The following is a 23,484-nucleotide window of genomic DNA, read 5'->3' on the forward strand; positions in this document are numbered from 1 at the left end:
GGGGATCCGCCAGGCTTTGAAGTCCCCGCAAATGCTAGGTTTCGAGTGAAAGCCAGTACTGTTGTCGACTATTGCTGCTCTTATCTAGATTAATAGAAAAGAGATTAAGTCGCTAACTCCATGGGCTTGTACATCAAGTCCTTATTGTTAACTTGCTCGTCAATACGCTGAGCAATAATAAAGCATAAGAATATGACACAAGATGGAAATAACACTCGATAAATTGAAAGATGATGCCGTAATACAGTTATTAACTGAACATCTAGCTGATATGTACGCGACATCCCCCGCTGACAGTGTACATGCACTCGATATTGGCGCATTAAAACATGACTCGATAACCTTTTGGTGTGCAAGAGAAGGCGATAAAGTGCTTGGCTGCGTGGCGCTTAAAGAATTGGATGAAAGAAGTGGGGAAATTAAATCCATGCGCACCGCAGCAGAGGTGAGAAACCGTGGGGTCGCCTCTAAATTATTAGCTCATGTGCTTGAAGTGGCACAATCGAGACAATACGACACCCTGTACTTAGAAACAGGTTCAATGGATTTCTTTGCGCCAGCGAGGCGATTGTATCAAAAGCAGGGGTTTATTGATTGCGGCCCTTTTGCTGATTACCAGCCAGATCCCAATAGCTGCTTTATGAGTCTAAACATGACTCAACATCCAAGTTAACTTATTTGGGGATGGTTGACTCCTACGTATCTTACATTTGAACTCAAGAATCAGAGCTTAAAGTCAGTGTCTTACTGTGAATTTGATGGGAATTATGTATTACTCGCGGGTGAAGCAAAATATGTCGTTCACCTCGATATTGATGGTTACTTACATTCCCCAATATGAGTGAGTTTTATTTTGTTAGAGTTGTTGCCTCAACTTTGGATGATCCCTAGCTGATATCGATATAATGTGGGTGGATGCGCAGATTATCGAAGACCTTAGGCCGAGGTAATGATTTAAACAGCAATCCCTGCAAGAGTAGCGCCCAGAAGCGGCGCGAATTCTAGGAAGTTAGGCATGCAGTTGATAAAAATGATGATTATGCTGTGGCTGTTGTTTTTAGCCGCTTGTTCGCCAGAGCCTGAAACGCCACCGCCGACTAAAGCCGAGATATTAACCTTATTTCACAAGAACGAACTTACTTTAGATTGTTAAAGAGTATTCCCTCAAAACGTGTCTCTATGCTAAGACAAGAAAACCATAAAATGGAAGTTTCGTTTGTGATCTTCGCAAGTGGTTTTGTCTTTGCTGGTTGCTCAATCGATTTAACTGATTTTGAGCCTAACAAACCCTATTGGGCTAAACAATTCACTAAATATCAGGTTAACAATGAGTGGTTTGCATCAAGCGTGTGCAGTTAACGCCTGCCTAACCCGTCAGTTTCATCCGCCCGGTGTTTTTCAAGGTAGTTGTCACTCTTTGCTTAAATATTAAGCTGCATTTATTACATCGTCTGCGGGTGCCTTATCTGGGTTTAGCATTACTGGGCCAACCGCCTCACAATTTCTAACGTCCTTGGACCAACGCTTGGGGTTTCTTGCCTTAGCCGCTTCGAGAACTTTCTTTCGCTTGTCTAAGATAGCGCTATCTTGCAACGCATGACGTTGCCCTGGTGAGACAAAGTTAAGCTTGCTATGTTTATGCTCATCGTTGTACCACTTCACAAACTTCTCAACCCATTCCCTTGCTGCGGCTAAACTGCTAAAACCTGATTTTGGCCATTGCGGACGGTATTTTAAGGTCTTAAATAATGACTCTGAATAGGGGTTGTCGTTACTCACTCTAGGCCGGCTCAGTGAAGCGGTAACACCCAGCTCTTCAAGCTTGGCCTTCATCGTCAGAGACTTCATTGGCGCACCATTGTCAGAGTGCAACACCAGTGGCTTTTTAAAGCATTGTTCCCGTAGCATGCTGCGTTGGATTAGCTCAGCGGCACGCTCGCCACATTCTTGTTCATGGACTTCATAACCGACGATTTTTCGGCTGTAAATATCCTCAAACATGTACAGGTAGTAAAACTGACCTTTAACTACTGAGGCCAGATACGTGATGTCCCAGGACCACACTTGGTTTGGGCCATCGGCCGTGTAACTAAGTGGCTTACTGCGGTTAACTGCAACTTGGCTGCGACCTCTATGGTTAAGCTGGTCATTGGCATCTAATACCCTGTAGAAACTGGCCTCTGATGCAATATAAATCCCCTTATCCAATAGTGTTGGCACTATTTGTGAGGGAGGTAAGCTGGCATATTCAGGCTCATTGCATACCGCTAATATCTGCTCTCGTTCATGCTCTTTTAGCTTGTTGGCGGGCTCTGGCCGAAACGCTGTTGGCCTTAAATCAGCCTGCACCACACCCGCTCGATACCAACGTCGATAGGTACGCTTACTGAGCTCAGCTTCAATACAAGCCTTGTAAAGGCGCGCACCATTGGCATAAGCTTCTTGTATTAATATCATTAATTTTGTGCGCTCAGGTAAGGACGTTAACTCTCCTCGTTGTCGCCCTCCCAGAGCGCATTGAGCTTTTTTATGAGCACCAGTAAAGCAGCAGCTTCAGCTAGCGCCTTCTCCTTGTAGCGTAATTCATGCTTCAGGGATTTGATTTCTGCTTTGTCGGCTTTAGCCTGTTGTTTAATCGTTTTAGCTTGCACTTCACTGGTTTGAAAACCAGCCAAACAATCGAGTTTCCACTGCTGAACTTGTTCGCGGAACAAGCCTTTTTCTCGGCAGTATTGACTCACTTCAGCTTCTGACATCGGTGCAGTTTCGATAATGACGGCAAGCTTGGCTTCTGCTGACCAATCATCGGTTGTTAATGTTTTACCTGGCACTGGACGACCTTCTTTTCTGGCATTATCTCGCCAATGATACAAGGTTTGCACTGCCATGCCTTCTTCTCGTGCAACCTCTGCAACGGTTAAATTGTGCGGGGGTAATAACTTTTTAAGGATCGAGTCCTTACGTTCTTGTGAATACCGAGCCATATCGTTCTCTGTTACCGCCCCCTGTCTTTATACAATAGTGATTTTTAAGGGGTGACAACTATCCTGACACAGGGGGCGCCCAGCAGCGCACAAGTCACTTAACCTTGCTTGCACACAAACTAAAATTGCCTTATGTTATTGTTTAATAACGGATGACCTAATTTATGTCTTAAACGGCATCATCAACAAGGAAGCCTGATGAAAGATTTACCGGATGAAACTGAAAAACGCTTCATTGCTATTTTGAATAAAAAAATGGACAGCGGTCGCACCTTAAATGTCCTTGGGCATATAAGTGTTGGCTTAGCAGATTTGTTGCCCGCGGGGGAAGCCCATTATGTGGATTACCTCGATATGGATGGTGAGTTACATCCTAATTTATCTCATTATCCCTTCATTGTATTAAAGGCTGATAACTCGAACAAAATTAGAAAAGTGAGAGAAGACGCTGTGTCTAGGGGCATCAAGTTCACCGATTTCACTCATACCATGATCGAGGGTGGCTCTAGTATTCAGCTAGAAACGACAGCCGCAACACCTGAAGCAGAGTTAACCTATTTGGGGATCTGTGTGTTCGGTGACACAAGTGTGTTAAGTGAATTCACTAAGAAGTTCAGCTTATATAATTAGCTTCTTAGTTAGTGATTTGAAAAATCATAATTGCTACCTACTAACAAGTCCAGCTTAAGGGACTACCTGAGCTATGTTTCGTCTGTAGCGAGCTTTTGGTCACAAGACGTGGAGTAAATATGTCGATAAATCTAACCCAAGTGGATGGGGTGGCGATTCAAGCTGAGCACCGCTCAAATTGCCATTGCGGCGCCGTTGTTATGACGATTTCTCTGCCTAAGGGGCTGATGGATGTACGTCGCTGCGATTGTTCCTTGTGCCGAAGGCGCGGCGCTATTGCTGCATCTGTGTCATTGAATGACATTACATTTATCCAAGGTGAACAAGAATTGAGCTTGTATCAGTTTAATACCCGCACCGCCAAGCATTACTTCTGCCGTCATTGCGGCATTTACACTCACCATCAACGCCGCTCCAATCCCAGTCAATACGGCATAAATGTGGCTTGTTTGGCAGGTATTAATCCATTAAAAATACCCAATGTACCGACCTATGACGGTGTTAATCATACTGCAGATAGCGAGTCGAAATAGGAGCTAAATGTCTATGTTTGTATCAAAAGCAGCATTACACAATGGACTCGATTTGATTAAAGCCTCGCCAACAGAGGTTGGCCAGGTGGAACACATAGTTTGTCGCCCCGATATTGGAAAGAGACAAGTGTTAACTGAAGCCACACTGGATCTCGAGCTGGGTTTAGTGGGAGATAATTGGCAAGCCAGAGGCAACAGGAAAACCCCTGAAGGTTTAGCCCATCCAGACATGCAGCTTAATTTAATGAACGCTCGCGTGATTGGGTTAATTGCTAAGACAAAGTCACGCTGGCAATTAGCGGGAGATCAATTTTTTGTAGATTTAGATTTGAGCCCAGAAAATCTTCCCCCAGGCACTCAGCTGTCCATTGGCACTGCGGTCATTGAGATCACCGCAGAACCTCACTTAGGCTGTAAAAAATTTATTGAACGTTTTGGTAAAGAAGCTGCCATGTTCGTTAACTCTGGAATAGGCAAATCCCTTAATCTGCGTGGGGTAAATGCAAAAGTCGTCCAGCCGGGCAAGGTGAGCGTCGGCGCTAAGGTGGCAAAACTCAGAGTCTAGGCCGCATTTTTTTACTGTAGGCGAATGCTCAACAAGGACAATGACGAAGGCTAGCGGCAATCTGTGGTAATTATTCAGGCACAAAAATAGTAATGCTGCCAAGCTTATACTATATAGTCCTAATGATAGTCCTAACTAACGACTAGGGTCAGTAGCCTTCTAGCTGACTTGTTTGCTCAATCGAGATCCTTGCCCTCTACTTACGCCCTGTAGTGACGCTTTGTCACTGGTATCGGCACTCGCTAAGTTGGGCACCTGCTTAGTAAAGTAAAACCCGTGTATAAGGCGATGTAATGAACAATTGTTACGACACATCTTATAATAATGCCAAGGCTTATCAGCGAATGACTAGCAGAAATGACACGCCACACTTGATAGGAGAAATGTTTGTTATCCCTTGGAATGATTGCCCTGGTAGCAGTATCTTAATGGCTTATGCAGAGCAATAAGATGACTAAAGAGACTAAAAATGTGTTGCAGCGAGGGCTGGAGAATATCCATCACCCTGTTTCTAATTTTATACGTGCCCAAACAACGTCGAGTTTGTTTCTGCTGTTTGCGACCATTATCGCCCTCTGGTGGGCCAACTCTGATTATGCGCAAAGCTATCAAGCATTAATCCACACTCAGCTGGGATTCTTTATAGGCGATTTTGAGTTGAAGGCCTCCCTTAAGCACATCATCAATGATGGGTTAATGGTGATATTTTTCTTCTTGCTCGGGCTTGAAATAAAACGAGAAGTGATTGCCGGTGAGCTAGCTCAAGCGAAAAATCGGCGTATGCTAATTATTTGCGCTATGGGTGGAATGGTGTGCCCAGCGCTGATTTACTCTGGGTTTAATTGGTCACTCGATTCGCAGATTGGTTGGGGCATTCCCATGGCCACAGACACAGCATTTGCATTGGGTGTCCTTACCATGGTGAGAAAACACATTCCTTCGAGCCTAGTGGCGTTTATTGTCGGCCTCGCCATCGTTGACGATGTTGGCGCTATATTGGTTATCGCGATATTTTACACTCAGGAAATCTCTCTCATGCACCTATTAAGTGCATGCGCGCTCATTGGCTTTTTAGGCGTGGCTAATTATGCAGGGGTTCGCCAACCACTGTTCTATTTTATCATTGGCGTCGCAGCTTGGTGGGCCATGCTCAAATCTGGGGTTCATCCCACAGTTGCTGGAGTTACCATAGCCTTGACTATCCCAGCACAACCTAAGTTGGCGTCAGGCAAATGGTTAGAAAAAGCTAAATCAATAATCAGTGCAATTCAGAATAAATCAAAAAACATGGATGTACTCGGCAACAAGGGCCATCATGAACAAGTGCTGAAGGTGCGGGACTTTGCAGAGCGAGCCAGCACGCCTTTGCGCCGTTGGGAAGATGCACTGGACTTGCCTGTGGTGCTGTTTATCTTACCTTTATTTGCGCTTGCCAATGCGGGTGTCGTCATCAATTTAAGCTCATTTATCGAGAGCGTGCAGCATCCCGTGGGCTTAGGGATTATTTCAGGCCTCATCTTGGGGAAATTAATCGGGATATCAGGCGCTTGCTGGTTTGCACTTAAATTTAATATTGGCTGCTTACCCGATAAAGTTGATTTGAATCATGTGATTGGCGCATCACTCATCGCGGGAATTGGTTTTACCATGTCGACCTTCATCGCCACGTTAGGGTTTGGCGATCAAGATACCGCATTGCATGTTGCTAAAACCTCGATTCTGCTAGCCTCAGTCTTGACTGCTATTCTTGGCCTACTTTACCTTCGATTTGTGTCAACAAAAGCCTAGGGTCAATATGACACTAGGCTTGCCTATCGCCAGTCTTGATTGTTGCCGTTTTTTGAAAATGCCTGCCAAGGTTTTTAACTCACAGTGCCTCACCGATCTCAGAGCCTTATCGATTTCAGTGCCTCACCTATCACAATGCCTTACCTATCACAGTGCCTCACCTAACACAATGCCTTACCTTTTAGCAGCTTTCTCATCCACATACGATTAGGGTTGAGCAGCGCTAAGGTGGTAGCACTAATAGGGGCAATCTCACCACATAATTGCGCCGCTAAACACTCGGCCGCAAGGGGGGCTGAACTTAAGCCCCGTGAGCCCAAGCCTCCCAAGACAAATAAGTTGTGGTGTACCGGTGCGGGAGTCTGTTGCCAGTACTGCTGACATTGCTTAGCGTAATTGTTTTGGCTCGCCTGTGGGCTAGCATTCAGGGTTTGATAGCGACTGATGATTTCTTCAATATCCGGGGCGCAGCCCATCATGGGAAAATGATCGCGAGTGACCATGCGTACGCCCACTCTGGCATTCCTGTCAGAGACATCGATATCCTGTGGCCACTCAAGGTTTGGAAAACTTTGCTGCATTTTTTGGCCGTTTTCTGCCTGTTCATCGGAGCAGAAGTCCAGATGCTCAGGATCTTTAACATAACTGGCGCCGACGCAGTGAGTTGAGTTAAATGCAGGGGTTAAGTAGCCATTGGCGCAAATAACGGTATTGAGCTTAGCCAGTTCGCCTTTGCTGGGGACATGACTCACCTGGCCGCGAAAACCGCTCATTTGTAATGCTTGGGTCTGCTCAAAGGCGGTAATGCTGGCGCCACTTGCCAGCACGACTTGTTGATGCGAACCCACAATCTCACCTTGATGATATAAGCCCCATAGCGTGCCAGAGGCTTGTGAAGTGCATCCACTCGCGTCCTTTGAGTCAACGTTTGCGGCTAGCGGCTTGATGCAACTGATAGTGCTGTTTAACTTCACCTCGACATTGGCTAAGGATTTGGCCTTTTCAAGGCAAGCACGGGCGAACTCGAACGGGCAGATCCAGCCGCCGTTAGGGTAGTAGAATCCTGGTTTATCTATGCTGACACCTGCCAGTGCACTGGCTTGTTCTGGGCTGACGGCATAAGCAATTTCCTCAGGCCAGTGTTGACCTTGAATGATTTTTTCAAGCCGAGCTTCACTGCGCTCATCAAAACCCGTTTGCAACACACCGCAGAGCTGATGGCCAATAGGGTAGACTTCATGTAACAGGGCTAATAAGCGGCGGCGACTAAACAGAAACGCTTGTTGAAAAAATTGACTTAAATGGCTATTTTCTGGGGTCAGTAGCGGATAAATCGCCCCTTGACGGTTACCAGTGGCGCCATCGCCAAGCTTGTCGTCTTTGCAATAGAGAGTCACGGCTTTACCGCGCTCGGCAAGGGACAGGGCGAGGCATGCCCCGGCAATACCGCCACCAATAATGGCGATACTGTCTGAGTTGTTAACCGCTTGGCGGCGCTCCCCCAGGGAATTGGGCACAGGGCAGTGAGCCTGCCGATTTTCTTGTTGTTGACGCAGGGCGCGGCGCTCCCCAAGGGGGATGGCATTACAGCTATCTGATGATGCCTGAAAGAGATTGGGTGAATAACGTGAAAAACCTGCCTGTGTCGCCATCTTGATAAGCGTGCAGTCAGTTAAGGCGTTATTATCACTAGCCGATGGCTTAAAATTTTCGCCATCAAGATACAAGCTGGCGTTATCTTGGCTTAAGCGGCCCATCTGCCACAAAATGGCTTGATTTAATTGATTAGCATTAGACTGCACTTGGTTAAATTGAAGCTGACTAGCTTGCGTCTCGGCAAACTCGGTTTGAGTATGGGCAATATGGGGCAGGCAGTGCCAGTGAGTCACTCTGTGCTCTGGGGTCATGAGTTCCGTTAAGTTTGAATGCAGATCGCCAAAATGCACATCGATGCGCAGCTGACCTTGCTCTAAGATGAACCGCTGAGCGCCATTGATCTGTGCCATTTTCCCCGCAATAAATTGCTCGGCTTGAGGGGCAACAGGGGAGTTTGCGTCAAATAAACCTAAGGCTTGCCATAATTGCTTAAGCTCCAAGGCGCTAATGGCATGTGGCTCGAATATCAATAGATGAACCTTTAATCTAGATAGTTCAGGGTTATTTTTACGGCATTGGAGCAAACTTTGCCATAACAAGAGCAGGGATACGCCATCCCCTAGACCCATTTGACCTAAGGTGAGGTTAGTGTCTTCAGCTTGATTTAATTCTTGAGTATAAAAATCCACTAAAGCCTTGCTATACTGGTTAGCCTCAGGGCAAGTCTCTGTATTGGCTTTATAAAAAACAGAGTAACCCTTAGGGAAGTACTCGGCCAATACCGACAGCGGACGGGGCGATTGGGCTGAATGTTCATAACAAGAAGGCAAAATAGTTTACTCAAAGTCCATATATTGGCACTATTTTACCTGTGTTTATGGAAAGCTGACCACTTAATTGCGCCAAAGCGGATATGATTGCCGCAGCAAAATTAGGTACTGACATGTACGGAATGGATAGCAAACAATGAAAAGAGTCGTGATCACCGGAATGGGTGTAGTTTCAAGCATAGGTAATAACAAGCAAGAAGTGACTGAGTCGCTCAAAGCTGGCCGCAGTGGTATTACTCATTCTGCTCAATTTGAAGAAATGAAATTACGCAGTCATGTCTGGGGTGATATCAAATTAAACCCAGCTGAACATATCGATAGAAAAGCCTTACGCTTCATGGGTGATGCAGCGGCTTATGCCTACATCGCCATGAAAGAAGCCATCGAAGATGCCAACTTAACTGAAGAACAGTATTCAGATTTCAGAGTGGGTTTAGTGGTAGGTTCTGGCGGCGCTTCATCGAAGAATCAGGTGGAGTCTGCCGATACACTTCGCGAAAAGGGCGTAAAACGCGTCGGGCCTTATATTGTGCCGCGCATTATGTCTAGCACGGCTAGCGCATGTCTTGCGACCCCATTTAAAATCAAAGGCGTGAACTACTCAATCAGTTCAGCTTGTGCAACCTCTGCTCACTGTATCGGCCATGCGGCTGAACTTATCCAGATGGGTAAGCAAGACATGGTGTTTGCCGGTGGCGCTGAAGAAGTGGATTGGACATTGACCATGGGTTTTGATGCCATGGGCGCCTTGTCGACCAAATACAATGACACCCCAGAGAAAGCGTCACGCACCTATGATTCAGACCGTGATGGTTTCGTCATTTCTGGCGGCGGCGGTATCGTGGTAGTTGAAGAGCTTGAGCATGCCTTAGCTCGCGGTGCAAAAATCTATGCAGAAATCATAGGTTATGGCGCATCATCAGACGGCTATGACATGGTTGCCCCATCCGGTGAAGGTGCTGTACGTTGTATGCAGATGGCCCTAGCCGATGTGGATACCCCTATTGATTATATCAATACCCATGGGACCTCTACGCCTGTGGGTGATGTGCGCGAACTTGAAGCCTTGACTCAAGTGTTTAAAGACAAGGTACCGCCAGTGGCGTCCACTAAGTCTTTGACTGGCCACGCCTTAGGCGCAGCCGGTGTGCACGAAGCCATTTACAGCTTGTTAATGATGGAAAATAGCTTTATCGCCCCCAGTATCAATATTGATAACTTAGATGAGAAAGCAGCTGGCATTCCTGTGGTGCAACAAATGCGCGCCGCGGAATTAACCACAGTAATGAGTAACAGCTTCGGTTTTGGTGGCACTAACGCCACACTAGTGATGCGTAAATATAAGTAAGCATATATAGTCCCACTGGTATGCCCTGACACTGGGAAACATGCCGTAATAAAAAGCCAAGCGCCTAGTGTGCTTGGCTTTTTTTATGCCATTTATTCATCTCTTAACCCGAGTTGAGGTTAAGTTATTGGTGTACAATGCTGGCAAATTGATGGGGGAAGTCAGATGAAAATAGTTGCCGATGAGAATATGCCTTTCGTTGAAGCCTTATTTGGCGGGCTTGGGGACGTGGTCAGAGTCAATGGCCGCAGCTTAAGCGCCAAAGATTTAAAGGATGCCGATGTGCTCTTGGTCCGCTCTGTGACTAAGGTCAATCAAACCTTGTTGCAAGACTGCCAGTCTCTTAAGTTTGTTGGCAGCGCCACCATAGGCACAGATCATATCGACCAAGCATACCTTAAGCATCGAGGGATCCCCTTTGCCAATGCCCCAGGTTGCAACGCCACAGGTGTGGGTGAATACGCCTTTATTGCCGCCTTGGAGTTGGCGCAACGGGAACAGGTTAACCTTAAAGACAAGGTCATTGGCATAGTCGGCGCGGGGAATACTGGCATGGCCGCGGCCAAGTGTTTTGCCGCCTTTGGTAATAAGGTGTTGGTTTGCGATCCATTTAAAACCCAAGACATGCTCTATTTCCCCCTTGTTGGCCTGGATGAGCTCATTCAACAAGCCGATATCATCAGTCTGCATGTGCCATTGAGTGACAATGGGCCCTATAAAACCTGGTATTTATTTGATGAAGCCCGCCTCGAGTCATTAACGCCCAATACCTGGCTGTTTAACTGCTGTCGTGGTGAGGTGATAGATAATCGCGCATTAATTGAATTTAAGCGGCGCCGTGATGATATAAAGCTGGTGCTCGATGTGTGGCAGGGTGAGCCTCATCCTATGGCAGAACTTGTGCCCTTAACTGAGTTTGCTACCCCGCACATTGCCGGTTACAGCTTAGAGGGTAAGGCCAGAGGCACTTTTATGCTGTATCAGGCGTTGGCCACGAGTTTAAATTTGCCTGTTAAGGCGTCTTTGCAATCACTATTGCCCAGTCACTTTGTGAACCAATTGGGTTTAGCTAGCCAAACTGAGCTGACCCAAGGGCAACTGCTAAGCCTTGCAAGGCTAGTGTACGATCTTCGAGATGATGATAAAAATTTCAGACAAGCGTTCGATAAAACGAATGGTTTTGACCAATTGAGAAAAAATCATACCCATAGACGCGAATTTAGTGCATTGACCCTAGCATCTAGCGGCGGTTGTGAGGTAAATTGGCTCACAAAACTAGGGTTTTCAGGAGTTGGACGTTAATTATGGCGCAAGAATTTAATGTAGTAGTGTTGGGTGCATCGGGCGCAGTGGGTCAAACCATGATAGAAATTCTCGAAGAGCGTAATTTCCCAATAGCGAATTTGTACCCTTTGGCCAGTAGCCGCAGTGCCGGTGAAACCGTGAGTTTTCATGGTAAACAAGTGACCATACTGGATGTTGAGACCTTCGATTGGAGCCAAGCACAGCTAGGTTTCTTCTCTGCTGGTGGTGATGTGTCTGCCAAGTGGGCCCCTATTGCCGCAGAGTTCGGTTGTGTGGTTATCGATAACACCTCACATTTTCGCTATGACATAGATGTGCCCTTAGTTATCCCAGAGGTGAATCCTCATGCTATTGCAGATTTTCGCAACCGTAACATCATAGCCAATCCAAATTGTTCAACCATTCAGATGCTGGTAGCACTCAAGCCTATTTATGATGCCTTTGGCATTAGCCGTATCAATGTGGCGACCTATCAATCAGTTTCTGGCACAGGTAAGCAGGCCATTGAAGAACTGGCCCAGCAGTGCGCTAAATTACTTCAAGGCTTACCCGCCGAAAATAAAGTTTATCCAAAACAGATTGCTTTCAATGCCTTACCACAAATCGACAAGTTTATGGAAAACGGCTACACCAAAGAAGAAATGAAGATGGTGTGGGAAACGCAAAAGATTTTTGGCGATGATGAAATCCTGGTTAATGCGACAGCCGTTCGAGTGCCAGTCTTTTATGGACATTCAGAAGCCATCAATATTGAAACTCGTCAAGCCGTTGATGCTGAAGAGATTAAAGCCGTACTTCGTGATGCACCTGGGGTAGTACTATTCGACACTGACGAGGATTATCCAACGGCTGTGACAGAGGCTGCGGGTAACGATCCTGTCTATGTTGGCCGAGTGCGTAAAGATATTTCCCATAGCAATGGTATAAATTTATGGGTTACGGCCGATAACATTCGTAAGGGTGCGGCATTAAATAGCGTACAAATAGCTGAAATATTAATCAGAGATTACTACTAAATCAGTATTAATCTTTTAATGATTTTAGCCATTTAGCTCTAAAGCCTGCTGTCAGCAGGCTTTTTTTGTTTTACAATTGGCAGCAGTAGCTTGGCAAGGGATTCTGGTTTATAGTCTAGTTGCAATCATGTTAACGACGCGTATAAACCAAACCTAATAAATACAATTGCCTAAAGCCAGTTGTCTGAAGACAACCTTATAGCGCTAAAAGGGAAAGATTGATGATTTTTCGTACTTCATATTTGCTGGGCGCCATAGCTTGCGCCCTTGTTACCTTATCTGCGGCCAACATAAGCGTACCAGTTCACGCTGAGACATTGAAAATTACAGGCCCAAATGGTGAAGTAAAACAATCACCTAAGCGTCAGTATGGCCCAACAACTTCCGCCGATACCTTCTGGAGCATAGCCCAGAAGTTGCGTCCCAATGAAAACATCAGCGTTTATCAAGTGATGGCAGCGCTATATGATGCCAATCCCCATGCCTTTAGCGGCAATAATTACAACACCTTAGAACGTGGAATGATCTTATTAGTGCCATCGGAACAAGTGATGGCAGGGATCCCTCAGCGTTTAGCGAAAGAACGTGCCGACCGGGACGATCAACGTTTTCAGACTCCTGCCAAAGCTGTGGTTCGAGCGCCAGTCACCCCTTCTAGAACATTGCAAATTGTCCCAGATAGCAAGCCTGCGGTTGTTGCTGCCAAGCCAAGTGTGGACATGGTTGAAAAACGCATTGCCGATGAACTTAAAATCAAGCTAGAAGCAGCTGAGCACAAAATATTGATGCTCACCGAAGAGCTTGGCCGTGCCCAAGATGAGCTTGTCGTCAAGGCAGGCGACAGCAAGGCATTGACAACAAAACTTGAAGAGTTGTCCTTACAAGTGTCAAGTCTAGAAGAAGACTTTTATCAGCTTAATGAAAAAAATCAAACACTAAAGGCAAGTTATCAACAATTGATTGAAGACACTACTGAAGTGGAAGCCCCAGTGGTGGAAGAAGCACCGGATGATTTTTGGCGCAATTTAACAGACAGCACCCTAATGCTAGTGCTAATGGCTGCGCTGCCATTATTATTGATATTCCTTATTCTGTTCTTGCTAATGCGTCGCAGCAGCAAGAAGAAAATGCAAACCGAGGTGGCAGCGGCCGCTGCGATTGCCGCAGGAGCCAGTGCTGCTGCGATGGCGGATATGCTGGCTGAAGACGAACATGACATTGAAGGGGACGAAGGAGATCAAGCCGTGCACTTGGATGTGGAAGAGGCCGATTCTCTGGATGACTTACTGGATCTAAGCAGTATCGATCTTCAGCCTGAAGTGGAAATGGGCAGTGACGCTGAAATGGATATGGCGTCCGAAATGTTCATCGCCGAAGACAGCGCCAAAGAAGAGGAAGGCACTTCTTTGGACGATCTTTGGGCTGAAGCAATGGAAGAGCAAGAAGATGAGCTTGAACCGCTCAAACCTGATGATGACGATCTTGATAGCTTCTTTGCTAATTTAGAGGAAGAAACACCTGCTGAGGCTGACGTGGCCGAAAGTGCAAGTGATCTCGATGATATCGATGCCGTATTATCTGAATTTGCCGCCGATGAAGTAGAACCACCTCAACTGGAGTCAGACGATGACGACATAGATGCCATGTTGGCAGCCTTTGGCACTGGAGATGACAAACCCTCCAGCCAAGATGATGCTCAGGTAGAAGCTGCAGATGACGATATAGATGCCATGCTTGCCGAGTTTAACATAGGCAAAGAAGACAGCGTCTCTACTGAAGTGACTGCGGTCGAAGAAGAATCTGAGTCAGTTGATGACATAGATGCCATGCTGGCCGAGTTTAATACGGGCAAATCAGACAGTCTTTCCACTGAAGAGACTGCAGCTGAAGATATAGCAGCTGAAGATATAGCAGCTGAAGATATAGCAGCTGAAGATACTGCAGCAGAACCACAAGCCGAGCCTGCCGATGATGATATTGATGCCATGCTGGCCGAGTTTAATACGGGCAAAGCAGACAGCATCTCAACTGAAGAGACAGCAGCTGAAGATATAGCAGCAGAACCACAAGCCGAGCCTGCCGATGATGACATCGATGCCATGTTGGCCGCGTTCGATGCGAAAAAAGAGGATGCAGAAACAGACAGTGACCTAGAAGCTGTTAACGATGCGCCAGAAAATGAACTCGCTGTCGATGAGATAGATTCATTATTAGCCGAAATTGAAACGACCCCAGAAGAATTGGAAGCCGATGCTATAGCAGCTGAGCTTGATGAAGAGCTTGCAGCTGAACCTCAAGCCGAACCTGCCGATGATGACATAGATGCCATGTTGGTGGCTTTCGATTCAAAAAAAGATGATGATGCAGAAGTCACAGACAGTGAAGTGAACGCTGTCAGCGAAGCACCACTCAATGAGAAAGCTGTCGATGAGATAGATTCATTGTTAGCTGAAATTGAAACGACCCCAGAAGAACTGGAAGCCGATGCTATAGCAGCTGAGCTAGATGAAGAGCTGGCTCTTAGCGCTGACACTGGAGCGGACACTGAGGCATCGGATACAGATATCGATTCATTGTTATCTGAGCTCGAGAAGACCCCTGAAGAAATCGAAGCCGAAGCCATAGCCGCAGAGCTTGCCGCCGAACTTGAGTCTGACTCAGATCTGGGCTTAGGGTTAAACACAAATGAAAACACTGACTCAGAAATAGCACAAGACGCGAGCGCAGAGCCGCAAAGCGAGCCATCGGATGATGATATAAATTCATTATTATCTGAGCTCGAGAAGACCCCTGAGGAAATAGAAGCCGAAGCCGTAGCCGCAGAGCTTGCCGCCGAACTTGAATCTGACTCAGATCTGAGCTTAGGGTTAAACACAAATGAAAACACTGACTCAGAAATAGTACAAGACGCGAGCGCAGAGCCGCAAAGCGAGCCATCGGATGATGAGATAAATTCATTACTGGCCGAGATTGAAACGACCCCAGAAGAGCTGGAAGCCGATGCCATAGCAGCAGAGTTGGATGAAGAGCTGTCCCTTAGCGCTGACACTGATGCGGACGATGAGATATTGGATACGAATATCGATTCATTGTTATCTGAGCTTGAGAAGACCCCAGAGGAAATAGCAGCCGAAGCCATAGCCACAGAACTTGAACCAGAATTAGAACAAGAACCAGAGCTTGAACCAGAACTCAACTTGGAACCCGAGTCTGCGCCAGACACAAGTGCAGAGCAGCAAAATGAGCCCGCGGATGGGGATCTGGATTCATTGCTAGCTGAGTTTGAATCTGATGCCCCAACTATCGATACCCAAGCGTTAGCAGAGGATGAGCAGGGTGAACTCACCGATGCCATCAGTGCAGAGCCTGACACAGATCAAACTGCTGAAGTGACTGATAGCCCAGCCGCAAGAGAAGACGATTTCGATACCTCATTCGCTGGACCCGAGTCTGAAGGCGAAGCCGAAGTCGAAACTGAAGCCGAAGCAGAAGTAGAAGCTGAAGTAGAAACTGAAGTAGAAGCTGAAGTAGAAGCTGAAGTAGAAGCAGAAGTAGAAGCTGAAGTAGAAGCAGAAGTAGAAGCAGAAGTAGAAGCAGAAGTAGAAGCAGAAACTGAAACTGAAGCAGAGATTGAACCTGAAGGTGAAACTCAAGCCGAAGCAGAAGCCGAAGCAGAAGCAGAAGTAGAAGCTGAAGTAGAAACTGAAGTAGAAACTGAAGTAGAAACTGAAGTGGAAGCTGAAGTAGAAGCAGAAGTAGAAGCAGAAGTAGAAGTAGAAGCTGAAGTAGAAGCTGAAGTAGAAGCAGAAGTAGAAGCAGAAACTGAAGCAGAGATTGAACCTGAAGGTGAAACTCAAGCCGAAGCAGAAGCCGAAGCAGAAGTCGAGACTGAAGCTGACACTGAAGCTGACACTGAAGCTGGCTTAGACGTCGAAACTGAAGCTGAAATAGAATCGGAAGCTATTGCAGATCTTGATTCAGAGATGTCTCCCGAAATAGAAGCCGACCTAGAGCTTGAAACCGATGAGTTAGCGCTTGAGGAGTTTCAATCCAGTGAGCCAGAGCAAGTCGCAGCAACGACTGATGAAGATGCGTTAGCAGCTTCAGAAACGAGTACCCTCAGTGACAGCGACTTTGATACAGACGATGATGAAGAAAGTCTTGATATCGATACCGACGAGCTTGATGCCCTATTAGGACAGTTAAATCATGCTCAAACCTTGGCGGATGCCGGCGCGGTTGAAACTGAAGTTGAAGCTGAAGGTGACGCTGCACTTGGAACAAACGAGCTTGAGCCAGAACTGGTTGAAACCGCCGATACAGAGCTTGAGCAAGATGCACTTGAGCCAATCGAACTAGAATCCGAAGCTGCCACTGAACTAGAACTAGAACTAGAACCAGAATCACAGCTTGAACCTATGGCAGAAGATCTCGCCATGGTACCTGAGCAGGAACCTGAGATTGAACCAGAACCTGAGATTGAGTCAGAGCCAGAACCTAGGACAGAAGCGCCTGAGTTACAACTGGAACCTGAGGTAGAGCAAACACCAGAAGCCCCCAGTACAGAAGATGAGTCGTCATTAACACTGGATGATGACGACCTTTTTAGCACTGAAAATAACGATGAAGTAGAAGATATAGATTTCTCGTTACTCGATGATGAGGATGAAGACCTTGACGTAAGTGACGCTAAGCCTGCTGCTGTGTTTGATGAAGCTAAAGCCGATGCAGAGCTCGCAGCCCTATTGGCCAGTATGAATGATACTCAGGATGAGGACTTTATCTTTGAAGATGATGAACCAACCGATCTTGATGTTAGTGCTGAGCCAAAACAGCAGAGTTCACCACAGGCATCAGCGGCGGAGAAAGCCAAGGAAAATAGCTTTTTTAATGATTTAAAAGCCAATAAGAAACCTGAACCGGCCCCTTTAGAGTGGGATCTTGGCACTACGGCCGACTCAAGTTCATCAAAGCCTGAAGTTGAAGACAATCAAGCTGACGACCCAGATTTTAATGATGATAACCTGCTGGCAGCCTTCGCTGAGAATGTGGCATCGAGCGGTGAGGAAGAAATCTTCAGTGTTGAAGACGACTTTGAAATCACAGATGAAAATTTAACCGTCGAAGAAGCATTGGCGGCGTTGGATGCGGATGAGCATGTAGACTTATTAAATGAGGATTCATTGGCCACGTTCGAAGTGGAAAATGGCTATATTGATATTAATAAGTTACTCAATGATGCCGATGAAGGCGGTGACAGCAGCGATCAATATAAAGATATTGACGTGAGCATGGATGATGATGAAATAAGCTCCTTGATTGGTAACACTTCAATGATAGATGTGGATGATGAAGAGAATTCGGTCAATGCTAAACTTGATTTAGCAAGGGCCTATATCGAAATTGAAGATGCCGATAGTGCCAAGGCGCTATTAAAAGAGGTGCAGTTAGATGGCAACGACAGACAAAAATCTGAGGCTGCCAGTTTGATTAAGGGCTTGAGGTAACCTAAGCGGTAGCCAAGGTTGAATGTTAGCCAGGGCTAGCGACATTCGCTGAGCCTGTTATCTCAGCAAGATAAACTAAAACGGCGCACTGCATGCGCCGTTTTTTTTGTGATAAAATGCGCGCTCTTAACATGTGAGGATGAATCAATGCGGGTTGCGTTAGGTATCGAATATGATGGCAGTAGTTATTGTGGTTGGCAGCGCCAAGTAGAAGTGGATTCGGTACAAGCTCAGCTTGAAAAAGCCCTTTCTTTAATAGCCAATGAGCCTATCGAGGTTGTGTGTGCAGGGCGCACCGACGCAGGTGTACATGGCACGGGTCAAGTGGTGCATTTTGATACCACAGTTATCAGACCAGACTCAGCATGGACACTAGGGGTTAATGCTAATTTACCTGACACCATTGCGGTTCGCTGGGTTAAGCTTGTCGATGACAGCTTTCATGCGCGCTTTTCGGCAACCGCGAGACGCTACCGTTATGTGATTTATAACCATAAGTTTCGCCCAGGATTGTTGCGCCATGGCCTGAGTCATTACCATGGAGATATCGATGAAACCTTAATGCATCAAGCGGCGCAGCAGCTGCTAGGTGAGCATGATTTTACCAGTTTTAGGGCGATGCAGTGCCAGTCTAAAAGCCCATTTCGCAGCGTTCATGAAGTGAATGTAACCCGCCAAGGCATGTATATTATGGTGGACATTAAGGCTAATGCCTTTTTGCATCATATGGTGCGCAATATTGTGGGTAGTTTGCTAGAAATTGGCCTTGGTAATCAGCCGCTTAATTGGATCTCTAAGTTAATTGCAGTTAAAGACAGAAGGCAAGCGGCAGCAACGGCTAAACCCAATGGTTTGTATTTGGTTGATGTTACTTATCCAGAAGAGTTCGCTATTCCTAAACTCGCCCTAGGGCCTTTGTTTATGTTGGATTAGTGGGTCGTTAATAAGTGTGAATACGGATATTCAATAATGTGTGAATTTGACTAGGTTGGCTTTTATTTATGTCTTTAAATACCCAGCAAGATGATGTGAACAAAAAAGCGGCGTCAGTCGCCCATGGCGGCAGGCCAAAGCAAGGAGCCACCCTTCAGGATTGGCTCGACTATTTATTGTCAATTCACCCAGCAGAAATCGACATGGGCCTGAGCCGAGTGAGCCAGGTTGCTAAACAATTACAACTATTGGATTTAGCCCCAGCACAAGTGATTACTGTGGCGGGCACTAATGGCAAAGGCACCAGCTGCGCCATGTTAGAGTCAGTGCTGAGCTTTGCGGGCAAGCGGGTGGGCGTTTACAGCTCACCGCACCTTATTCATTACAATGAGCGGGTACGTATTCAAGGTGTGGATGCGAGCGATGAGGCTCTGATCGCGGCATTCTCTGCCATTGAAGCGGCGCGGGGAGCGATATCATTAACCTTTTTCGAGTACGCGACCTTAGCTGGGCTTTGGCTATTTAAGGCGGCGAAGCTTGATGTGATCATTCTTGAAGTTGGCTTAGGTGGTCGGTTAGATGCCACCAATATGATTGATGCCGATATCTGCTTGCTCACCTCTATTGCGTTAGATCATCAAGAATACTTAGGTGATACTCGTGAAGCGGTAGGTCGTGAGAAAGCTGGGGTGTTTAGGGCTAATCGCTTAGCCGTGATAGGTGAGCCAGCACTGCCCATAACAGTCACTGACTATGCTGAGCAAATTGGCACACCAGTCTGTCGTGTCGGTCATGAGTTTAGCTATGAGGCCCAGGGAAACACTTGGTCTTTTAACAGTCCAAATCGGCAGATAGCCGCCTTAGCCTTACCTGTGTTACCTTTAGCCAACGCCGCGAGTGTGGTGGCATTGTTGACTCAGCGTTGGCCAGAGATTAGTGATGAACAGCTCAGTTTAGGCATAGGCCAAGCGCGTCTTGCGGGTCGTTTTGAAACCCTATCAACTTCACCATTGGTGATTGTTGATGTGGCCCATAATCCCCATGCTGCGGCCTACTTGGCTAAGCAACTGTCTGTATTTAACGGCAAGCGAATATTGGCCCTGTGCGCCATGTTAAAAGACAAAGACATGGCTGGCGTATTGAGTGAACTCACTGATGTGGTGGATGCGTGGTATTTTGCCAGTTTACAGAATGAACGAGGTGCCAGTGCCAGCCAATTGTCCGCGGCCTTAGAGCAAACTCAAGCTCAAGCACTTGAAGTCAATCTTGCTTTGACACAAGTGTTGGAGTTTGAATCCTTGAGTCAAGGGTGGAAAGCGCTAACGCTTGAGGCGCAAGAGGATGATATTATCATCGTTTTTGGTTCTTTCTATACAGTTGCAGGCATCAAAGCCTTACTTGAACCCCTAGCATAAGCTAGGTCAATTCCCTGTAAACCCCCTTTGATGAAAGCTGGGATACAGTAATAAGATAACCGTGATGAAAATGAAACATTTTTTCTTAAAGATGCAAGGAATTAGCAAGTGACCAGTCAATTTCAAAATAGATTAGTGGGCACCATAGTCTTAGTGGCGTTAGGGGTAATTTTTTTACCTGATTTACTCGACGGAAAGCAACGTAAAGTGGAAGAAGTGTTTACCGAAATTCCACTGCGTAGCCAAAGTCTGGCAAGAAATACGCAAGCAGAGTCAGACCCGCAAGCTGAGCCGAGTCGAGGCGAGCACTCCACCGTCGCTGCGGAGCAAGAGAAGTTTCAAGCTCTGAGTGCCGAGAGCACGCCTGCCCAGCAACAATTGGAAGGCGCCTCACCACCGATCTCTAGCCTCAAGCCCATTAAAATGGTCGATAGCTTAACGGTCAGTGCCGCCGACAGCAAAAAATTGGCTCCAGCAGCGGTTAAATCGACTGAAAAAGCAAAAACAGCAGTGAAAACTGTGAGTCGTCCCGAAGCCAGTCAGCCAACAAGCCAGCCTCAGGCGAGTGTGACGCTGCAACTGGGCGGGTTTAACAGTGCCGATAATGTGGTGGCTTTAGTGGCGCAACTGCGTAAAGCTGGCTTTACAGCCTATACCTTGCCTCGTAATCCTGTTGATGGCCGTTTGACCAAAGTGTTTGTTGGTCCCGATGTTTCTGAAGCTAAGCTGAAAATAAGGCAAGTTCAGATAGAAAAGCTAACCGGGCTTAAGGGAAAGATTGTTCCTTACAATCCCCTTGAAAGATAAGTGTTTTATTGGCTCTGTTAAATAGCGTGATTTATTTATTCGACAAGAGGGTGAGAAACCCTCCTGTCTCTGGTAGAATCGCGCCGTCTTCATCTAGATAGTGGATTTCAAGCTCAATGGTATGGATTGATTACGCAATTATCATCCTGATCGGCCTATCAACCCTGATAAGCCTTATACGTGGATTTGCCAAAGAGGCCATGTCTCTTGTTGTTTGGTTTGCAGCCTTCTTTATTGCCAGCCAGTTTTATCTCGATCTTGCGGTGCACCTGACTCAGATGTCAGATGAATTGTTCCGTAACGGCGTTGCTATCGCTATTTTATTTATCACCACCCTAATTCTAGGCGCATTAATTAATTACCTCTTAGGTCAACTGGTGGCCAAAACGGGCCTTTCCGGTACTGACAGGGTATTAGGTGTGTGTTTCGGCGCCATTCGCGGCGCGCTTATCGTGAGTGCGTTACTGTTTTTTATGGATGCTTTTACCGCTTTCCCCAATTCAAATTGGTGGAAGCAATCTGTGTTAGTGCCTGAATTTGGTGTGGTTATTCAATGGTTTTTTACCTATTTGGAAAACACCTCCAGCTTTGTACCCCAAAATATAATGATAAAATAGAACATCTTACAATGAGGAAGCTTACCCATGTGTGGTATCGTCGGAATAGTAGGCAAGACATCGGTTAATCAAACGATTTATGATGCACTCACAGTACTTCAACATCGTGGTCAAGATGCTGCAGGTATAGTTACAGTGGATCATCAAGCATTTCGTTTACGTAAAGCCAATGGCCTAGTGAAGGACGTATTTGAACCTAAGCATATGCAGCGACTGCAAGGTAATGCTGGCATAGGCCATGTACGTTATCCCACAGCAGGCAGCTCCAGTGCCTCTGAAGCCCAACCTTTTTATGTTAACTCCCCCTTTGGGATTTCATTGGCCCATAACGGCAATCTCACTAACACAGTAGAACTTGCTGAAGGCTTAGTAAAAAAGCGCCGTCATGTGAATACCACGTCCGACTCAGAAGTATTGCTCAACCTATTAGCCGATGAGCTGCAAGAGACTCGCAGCTTGACCTTAAGCGCCGATGAGGTGTTTGATGCTGTGGCTAAAGTCCATGGGCAAACTCGCGGCGCTTATGCGGTTGTGGCGATGATTATAGGCCAAGGCCTAGTGGCATTTCGCGATCCTTTCGGTATTCGTCCGTTAATCTTAGGCAAGCACGAGAGTGCCACCGGTACTGAGTACATGGTAGCCTCTGAAAGTGTGGCACTGGATGCGGTTGGCTTTGAAGTGATGCGTGATGTAGCGCCTGGCGAGGCGATTTTTGTCACCTTAGATGGCCAGTTGTTTACCCGTCAGTGCGCCATAGATCCTAATTATGCGCCTTGCATATTTGAATTCGTGTATTTTGCGCGCCCAGATTCCACCATAGATAAAGTGTCTGTGTATGCCAGCCGGGTGAACATGGGGGCAAAGCTAGGTGAAAAAATCAAGAAAGAGTGGGAAGATCATGACATAGATGTGGTTATTCCTATTCCTGAAACCTCTTGCGATATCGCTTTAGAAATTGCCCGCTGCATGAATTTACCTTACCGCCAAGGGTTTGTGAAAAACCGCTATATTGGCCGTACCTTTATTATGCCGGGGCAAGAAGAGCGGATTAAATCGGTGCGCCGTAAACTCAATGCGATAAACACTGAGTTTAAGGGTAAAAACGTATTATTAGTGGATGACTCTATCGTACGCGGTACCACCTCTGAGCAGATCATCGAAATGGCGCGTGAAGCCGGTGCCAATAAAGTGTATTTCGCCTCGGCAGCCCCAGAAGTTCGCTTCCCGAACGTCTATGGAATCGATATGCCGACCTCCAATGAGCTGATAGCTTATGGCCGTGACGCCGATGAAATCGCGAATATTATCGGTGCAGATGGGATAATCTTCCAAAACCTGACTGACTTAGTCGAAGCAGTGCGGATGGAGAACCCTGAAATTAAGCAGTTCGATACTTCGGTATTCGATGGCCACTACATTACCAACGATGTCGACCAAAGCTATTTGGATCACCTGACGCAATTGCGTAATGATGATGCCAAGTTAGGCCGTAGCAAAGATATTGGCACTAACCTTGAATTGCACAATGTGTGTCATCCTTAAGGCATAATTGAAACAAAAGTTGCAGCAAAAAATTGCAGCGAATAATTCGATGTAAAAAAAACCAGTAG

The 23,484-nt window shown here is 46.5% G+C and carries 18 protein-coding genes and 1 pseudogene; 17 read left to right on the plus strand and 2 right to left on the minus strand.

All coding sequences use genetic code 11. From position 1 onward, the window contains the following. Nucleotides 1–21: 21 nt before the first annotated feature. The 3 genes and pseudogenes from SDEN_RS21025 to SDEN_RS20515 all read left to right on the plus strand — a co-directional run. Nucleotides 22–93 (plus strand): annotated as a pseudogene (locus SDEN_RS21025) (hypothetical protein); the annotation flags it as partial. A 109-nt stretch (nucleotides 94–202) separates the two neighbouring features. Then, complete coding sequence (locus tag SDEN_RS07715) at nucleotides 203–673, plus strand: GNAT family N-acetyltransferase (protein WP_011495917.1); 471 nt, start codon at nucleotides 203–205, stop codon at nucleotides 671–673. Between the two features lie 342 nt (nucleotides 674–1,015). Continuing rightward, nucleotides 1,016–1,153: a hypothetical protein gene (locus SDEN_RS20515; RefSeq protein ID WP_157599843.1), complete on the plus strand. Its 138-nt coding sequence runs from the start codon at nucleotides 1,016–1,018 to the stop codon at nucleotides 1,151–1,153. Between the two features lie 275 nt (nucleotides 1,154–1,428). On the opposite strand, the gene SDEN_RS07725 is transcribed toward SDEN_RS20515, so the two are convergent. Beyond that, a protein-coding gene (locus SDEN_RS07725) for an IS3-like element ISSde10 family transposase (protein WP_086022102.1) occupies nucleotides 1,429–2,984 on the minus strand; the annotation gives its coding sequence in 2 pieces (ribosomal slippage) (nucleotides 1,429–2,531 and nucleotides 2,531–2,984; 1,557 coding nt in all). 198 nt (nucleotides 2,985–3,182) lie between these two features. On the opposite strand from SDEN_RS07725, the gene SDEN_RS07735 reads away from it, so the two are divergent. The 5 genes from SDEN_RS07735 to nhaA all read left to right on the plus strand — a co-directional run bounded on the left by SDEN_RS07735 (nucleotide 3,183) and on the right by nhaA (nucleotide 6,500). Further along, complete coding sequence (locus SDEN_RS07735; RefSeq protein WP_011495920.1) at nucleotides 3,183–3,614, plus strand: DUF2000 domain-containing protein; 432 nt, start codon at nucleotides 3,183–3,185, stop codon at nucleotides 3,612–3,614. A gap of 119 nt (nucleotides 3,615–3,733) precedes the next feature. After that, on the plus strand, nucleotides 3,734–4,147 hold the full coding sequence (locus tag SDEN_RS07740; RefSeq protein ID WP_011495921.1) for a GFA family protein: 414 nt from the start codon (nucleotides 3,734–3,736) through the stop codon (nucleotides 4,145–4,147). Nucleotides 4,148–4,160: 13 nt separating this feature from the next. Continuing rightward, on the plus strand, nucleotides 4,161–4,712 hold the full coding sequence (locus SDEN_RS07745; RefSeq protein WP_041406145.1) for a hypothetical protein: 552 nt from the start codon (nucleotides 4,161–4,163) through the stop codon (nucleotides 4,710–4,712). Between the two features lie 293 nt (nucleotides 4,713–5,005). After that, the gene (locus SDEN_RS20520) at nucleotides 5,006–5,161 is read left to right on the plus strand and encodes a hypothetical protein (RefSeq protein WP_157599844.1); all 156 of its coding nucleotides are present in this window, start codon (nucleotides 5,006–5,008) and stop codon (nucleotides 5,159–5,161) included. Between the two features lies 1 nt (nucleotide 5,162). Beyond that, entirely contained in the window at nucleotides 5,163–6,500 is a 1,338-nt protein-coding gene (nhaA, locus tag SDEN_RS07750; protein WP_041406146.1) for a Na+/H+ antiporter NhaA, read from the plus strand. Between the two features lie 161 nt (nucleotides 6,501–6,661). Here the strand turns inward: nhaA and mnmC are convergent, their stop codons facing one another. After that, nucleotides 6,662–8,926, minus strand: coding sequence for an FAD-dependent 5-carboxymethylaminomethyl-2-thiouridine(34) oxidoreductase MnmC (mnmC, locus tag SDEN_RS07755; RefSeq protein WP_011495924.1), 2,265 nt, complete (start codon nucleotides 8,924–8,926; stop codon nucleotides 6,662–6,664). Nucleotides 8,927–9,062: 136 nt separating this feature from the next. Here mnmC and fabB point away from each other — a divergent pair, with 136 nt between their 5' ends. The 9 genes from fabB to purF all read left to right on the plus strand — a co-directional run bounded on the left by fabB (nucleotide 9,063) and on the right by purF (nucleotide 23,416). Then, a complete protein-coding gene (gene fabB / locus SDEN_RS07760; protein ID WP_011495925.1) occupies nucleotides 9,063–10,274 on the plus strand; it encodes a beta-ketoacyl-ACP synthase I in 1,212 nt (403 codons plus the stop codon). 165 nt (nucleotides 10,275–10,439) lie between these two features. Beyond that, on the plus strand, nucleotides 10,440–11,576 hold the full coding sequence (locus SDEN_RS07765; RefSeq protein WP_011495926.1) for a 4-phosphoerythronate dehydrogenase: 1,137 nt from the start codon (nucleotides 10,440–10,442) through the stop codon (nucleotides 11,574–11,576). A gap of 2 nt (nucleotides 11,577–11,578) precedes the next feature. Further along, on the plus strand, nucleotides 11,579–12,595 hold the full coding sequence (locus SDEN_RS07770; protein ID WP_011495927.1) for an aspartate-semialdehyde dehydrogenase: 1,017 nt from the start codon (nucleotides 11,579–11,581) through the stop codon (nucleotides 12,593–12,595). A 221-nt stretch (nucleotides 12,596–12,816) separates the two neighbouring features. Then, on the plus strand, nucleotides 12,817–18,102 hold the full coding sequence (locus SDEN_RS07775) for a FimV/HubP family polar landmark protein (RefSeq protein ID WP_011495928.1): 5,286 nt from the start codon (nucleotides 12,817–12,819) through the stop codon (nucleotides 18,100–18,102). 147 nt (nucleotides 18,103–18,249) lie between these two features. Continuing rightward, entirely contained in the window at nucleotides 18,250–19,035 is a 786-nt protein-coding gene (truA, locus tag SDEN_RS07780; protein WP_011495929.1) for a tRNA pseudouridine(38-40) synthase TruA, read from the plus strand. 68 nt (nucleotides 19,036–19,103) lie between these two features. Then, a complete protein-coding gene (gene folC, locus SDEN_RS07785; protein WP_011495930.1) occupies nucleotides 19,104–20,450 on the plus strand; it encodes a bifunctional tetrahydrofolate synthase/dihydrofolate synthase in 1,347 nt (448 codons plus the stop codon). 108 nt (nucleotides 20,451–20,558) lie between these two features. Then, the gene (gene dedD, locus SDEN_RS07790) at nucleotides 20,559–21,257 is read left to right on the plus strand and encodes a cell division protein DedD (protein WP_011495931.1); all 699 of its coding nucleotides are present in this window, start codon (nucleotides 20,559–20,561) and stop codon (nucleotides 21,255–21,257) included. A gap of 116 nt (nucleotides 21,258–21,373) precedes the next feature. Continuing rightward, nucleotides 21,374–21,874 carry a CvpA family protein gene (locus tag SDEN_RS07795; RefSeq protein ID WP_011495932.1) on the plus strand — a complete coding sequence of 167 codons (501 nt, stop codon included), beginning with the start codon at nucleotides 21,374–21,376 and terminating at the stop codon, nucleotides 21,872–21,874. A gap of 27 nt (nucleotides 21,875–21,901) precedes the next feature. After that, on the plus strand, nucleotides 21,902–23,416 hold the full coding sequence (purF, locus tag SDEN_RS07800; RefSeq protein WP_011495933.1) for an amidophosphoribosyltransferase: 1,515 nt from the start codon (nucleotides 21,902–21,904) through the stop codon (nucleotides 23,414–23,416). Nucleotides 23,417–23,484: the final 68 nt, after the last annotated feature.

Origin of the sequence: Shewanella denitrificans OS217, assembly GCF_000013765.1 — a bacterium.
GTDB classification, from domain to species: Bacteria; Pseudomonadota; Gammaproteobacteria; order Enterobacterales; family Shewanellaceae; genus Shewanella; species Shewanella denitrificans.

Coding starts and splice junctions, on each gene's coding strand:
- SDEN_RS07715 (WP_011495917.1), top strand. CDS start 203: ATGGAAATAACACTCGATAAATTGAAAGATGATGCCGTAATACAGTTA.
- SDEN_RS20515 (WP_157599843.1), top strand. CDS start 1,016: ATGCAGTTGATAAAAATGATGATTATGCTGTGGCTGTTGTTTTTAGCC.
- SDEN_RS07735 (WP_011495920.1), top strand. CDS start 3,183: ATGAAAGATTTACCGGATGAAACTGAAAAACGCTTCATTGCTATTTTG.
- SDEN_RS07740 (WP_011495921.1), top strand. CDS start 3,734: ATGTCGATAAATCTAACCCAAGTGGATGGGGTGGCGATTCAAGCTGAG.
- SDEN_RS07745 (WP_041406145.1), top strand. CDS start 4,161: ATGTTTGTATCAAAAGCAGCATTACACAATGGACTCGATTTGATTAAA.
- SDEN_RS20520 (WP_157599844.1), top strand. CDS start 5,006: ATGAACAATTGTTACGACACATCTTATAATAATGCCAAGGCTTATCAG.
- nhaA (WP_041406146.1), top strand. CDS start 5,163: ATGACTAAAGAGACTAAAAATGTGTTGCAGCGAGGGCTGGAGAATATC.
- fabB (WP_011495925.1), top strand. CDS start 9,063: ATGAAAAGAGTCGTGATCACCGGAATGGGTGTAGTTTCAAGCATAGGT.
- SDEN_RS07765 (WP_011495926.1), top strand. CDS start 10,440: ATGAAAATAGTTGCCGATGAGAATATGCCTTTCGTTGAAGCCTTATTT.
- SDEN_RS07770 (WP_011495927.1), top strand. CDS start 11,579: ATGGCGCAAGAATTTAATGTAGTAGTGTTGGGTGCATCGGGCGCAGTG.
- SDEN_RS07775 (WP_011495928.1), top strand. CDS start 12,817: ATGATTTTTCGTACTTCATATTTGCTGGGCGCCATAGCTTGCGCCCTT.
- truA (WP_011495929.1), top strand. CDS start 18,250: ATGCGGGTTGCGTTAGGTATCGAATATGATGGCAGTAGTTATTGTGGT.
- folC (WP_011495930.1), top strand. CDS start 19,104: ATGTCTTTAAATACCCAGCAAGATGATGTGAACAAAAAAGCGGCGTCA.
- SDEN_RS07795 (WP_011495932.1), top strand. CDS start 21,374: ATGGTATGGATTGATTACGCAATTATCATCCTGATCGGCCTATCAACC.
- purF (WP_011495933.1), top strand. CDS start 21,902: ATGTGTGGTATCGTCGGAATAGTAGGCAAGACATCGGTTAATCAAACG.